At 73.2% G+C, this 3,231-nt stretch carries 2 protein-coding genes and 1 pseudogene; all 3 read left to right on the top strand.

Translation table 11 applies throughout. The annotated features are described in order from the left end of the window. A pseudogene (locus tag QH283_RS07700) lies at positions 1-323 on the top strand (hypothetical protein); the annotation flags it as partial. Further along, positions 320-1,645: an NADH-quinone oxidoreductase subunit NuoF gene (gene nuoF / locus QH283_RS07695; protein WP_280502327.1), complete on the top strand. Its 1,326-nt coding sequence runs from the start codon at positions 320-322 to the stop codon at positions 1,643-1,645. The pseudogene QH283_RS07700 and the gene nuoF, both read left to right, overlap by 4 nt. Continuing rightward, positions 1,642-3,231: NADH-quinone oxidoreductase subunit G (locus QH283_RS07690; protein ID WP_280502326.1), on the top strand; the 1,590-nt coding region annotated here is incomplete at its 3' end. The genes nuoF and QH283_RS07690, both read left to right, overlap by 4 nt.

The raw sequence follows: 3,231 nt of genomic DNA, 5'->3' as shown, positions 1-3,231 counted from the left end.
CCGCCGCGGCCACCCCCGCCGGCCATACCGCGCGGGGGTTTTTGGAAACCGGGGAGTTATCCCACACCCCCCCCCCCGCGGGGGCGCGCGCCGGGGGGCCCGCGCGGGGGGCGGCACCCCTGGCCGGCCCCAGCCGCGGCGCGCCGCTGTGCACCTTCCGCGAGACCGCGCGACTGCTGGCCGGCTTCCCCGACGAGCGGCCGGGCGCCCTCGACGGCGCGGCGGGCGCGGCCACCCTCGCCGGGCTGGAGATCGCCCGCGAGCGCGGCATGACCGCGCCGAAACCCGAGGACGTCGAGCGACCGGGCGAGGAGACACGATGAGCACGCCGCTGGCCCCGGTCCTCAGCGCCCACTGGGACGACCCGCGGGCCTGGACACTCGAGAGCTACCTGGCCCGTGACGGCTACACCGCCCTGCGCAAGGCGCTGCGCATGGAGCCCGACGAGGTCATCCAGGCCGTCAAGGACGCCGGGCTGCGCGGCCGCGGCGGCGCGGGCTTCCCCACCGGCCTCAAATGGGGTTTCATCCCGCAGGGCCCCGGCCCGGACGGCCGGACCCGACCGCACTACCTGGTGGTCAACGCCGACGAATCCGAGCCGGGCACCTGCAAGGACATCCCGCTCATGCTGGCCACCCCGCACACCCTCGTCGAGGGCGCGATCATCGCCGCCTACGCCATCCGCGCCGACACCGCGTTCATCTACCTGCGCGGCGAGGTGGTGCCGGTGCTGCGCCGGCTGCGCGCCGCCGTCGACCAGGCCTACGCGACCGGCCTGCTCGGCCGCGACATCCTCGGCTCCGGCTTCGACCTCGACCTCATCGTGCACGCAGGCGCGGGCGCCTACATCTGCGGCGAGGAGACCGCGCTGCTCGACTCGCTCGAGGGCAGGCGCGGCCAGCCGAGGCTGCGGCCGCCCTTCCCCGCCGTCGCAGGCCTCTACGCCTGCCCGACGGTGGTCAACAATGTCGAATCCATCGCCAGCGTGCCCGCGCTGATCGCCAACGGCACCGACTGGTTCCGGTCGATGGGCAGCGAGAAATCCCCCGGCTTCACCCTCTACTCGCTGTCCGGGCACGTCGCCCGCCCCGGCCAGTACGAGGCGCCGCTTGGCATCACACTGCGCGAACTGCTCGACTACGCGGGCGGGGTGCGCGCCGGACACCGGCTGAAGTTCTGGACCCCCGGCGGCTCCTCCACCCCGCTGTTCACCGACGAACACCTGGACGTGCCGCTGGACTACGAGGGCGTGGCCGCGGCCGGTTCCATGCTCGGCACCAAAGCGCTGCAGATCTTCGACGAAACCACCTGCGTGGTGCGTGCCGTCGCCCGCTGGACCCGCTTCTACGCCCACGAGTCCTGCGGCAAGTGCACGCCCTGCCGGGAGGGCACCTACTGGCTGGTCCAGCTGCTGGAACGCATCGAGCACGGCGGCGGCACCGCCGCCGACCTGGACAAGCTGCTCGACATCAGCGACAGCATCCTCGGCAAGTCGTTCTGCGCCCTCGGCGACGGCGCCGCCAGCCCGATCATGTCCTCGCTGAAGTACTTCCGCGAGGAGTACGCCGCGCATCTCGACGGTGCGGGCTGTCCGTTCGATCCCGCGCGCGCCACGGCGTGGGCCGAGGCAGGAGGGGTTCGATGACCGCCACCGTCAGCAGCAACGCCAGCGGTGTGGTGCCGGCCGACCTGGTCACCGTCACCATCGACGGCGTCGAGGTCTCCGTGCCCGCCGGGACGCTGGTGATCCGCGCCGCCGAACTGATCGGCATCCAGATCCCCCGCTTCTGCGACCACCCGCTGCTCGACCCGGTCGGCGCCTGCCGCCAGTGCCTGGTCGAGGTGGAGGGCCAGCGCAAACCGGTCGCCTCCTGCACCCAGACCGTCGCCGACGGCATGGTCGTGCACACCCAGCTCACCTCCCCGGTGGCGGCACGCTCCCAGGAGGGCGTGATGGAGCTGCTGCTGATCAACCACCCGCTGGACTGCCCGGTGTGCGACAAGGGCGGCGAGTGCCCGTTGCAGAACCAGGCCATGTCCACCGGCCGCCCGGAAACCCGCTTCGACGGGGAGAAACGCATATACCCGAAACCGATTCCGCTGTCCACGGCGGTGCTGCTGGACCGGGAACGCTGCGTGCTGTGCGCCCGCTGTACCCGCTTCTCCCAGCAGGTGGCCGGTGACCCGTTCATCGAGTTGATGGACCGCGGCGCGCTCGAGCAGGTCGGCACCGCGCAGGCGCAGCCGTTCGACTCCTACTTCTCCGGCAACACCGTGCAGATCTGCCCGGTCGGCGCGCTGACCGGCACCAGCTACCGCTTCCGCGCCCGCCCGTTCGACCTGGTGTCCTCCCCCAGCGTGTGCGAGCACTGCGCCTCCGGCTGCGCCCAGCGCACCGACCACCGGCGCGGAAAGGTGTTGCGCCGCCTGGCCGGTGACGACCCGTCGGTCAACGAGGAATGGAACTGCGACAAGGGCCGCTGGGCGTTCGCCTACGCGAGCCTGCGCGACCGCCTCACCACCCCGCTGCTGCGCGGCGCCGACGGCGAACTGCGCCCGGTGTCGTGGTCGCAGGCGCTCGCCGCGGCCGCCGACGGTCTGCGCGCTGCCCGGGGCAACGCCGGTGTGCTGGTCGGCGGCCGGGTCACCGAGGAGGACGCCTACGCCTACGCCAAGTTCGCCCGCACCGTGCTGGCCACCGACGACATCGACTTCCGGGCCAGACCGCACTCGCCGGAGGAAGCCGAGTTCCTCGCTGCCCTGATCGCGGGCCAGGGCGTGACCGTCGACTACGACAGCCTCGAACGCGCCCCGATCGTGCTGCTGGCCGGTTTCGAGCCGGAAGAGGAATCCCCGATCGTCTATCTGCGGCTGCGCAAGGCCGCCCGCCGTCGCGGGGTGCGGGTGGTCGCGCTGGCGCCCAACGCCTCCCGCGGACTGCGGCGCATGTCGGGCACCCTGGTGCCGACCGTGCCCGGTGCGGAACCGTATCTGCTCGACGCGGCGCACGACGCCGACGCCCTGCTCGACCTGCCGGTCGAGGGTGTCGACGCCGACGCCCTGCGGGGGATCGGCCGGCAGTTGCGCGAAGAGGGCGCGGTGATCTTGGTGGGCGAACGGCTGGCGAGCGTGCCCGGCGCGCTGTCGGCGGCGGCACGGCTGTCCGCCGCGACCGGGGCCGCGCTGGCGTGGGTGCCCCGGCGGGCCGGTGAGCGTGGCGCGCTCGAGGCG

Origin of the sequence: Nocardia farcinica (genome assembly GCF_029867845.1) — a bacterium.
Taxonomy (GTDB): domain Bacteria; phylum Actinomycetota; class Actinomycetes; order Mycobacteriales; family Mycobacteriaceae; genus Nocardia; species Nocardia farcinica_A.
This window is presented reverse-complemented; position numbering and strand designations above follow the sequence as displayed.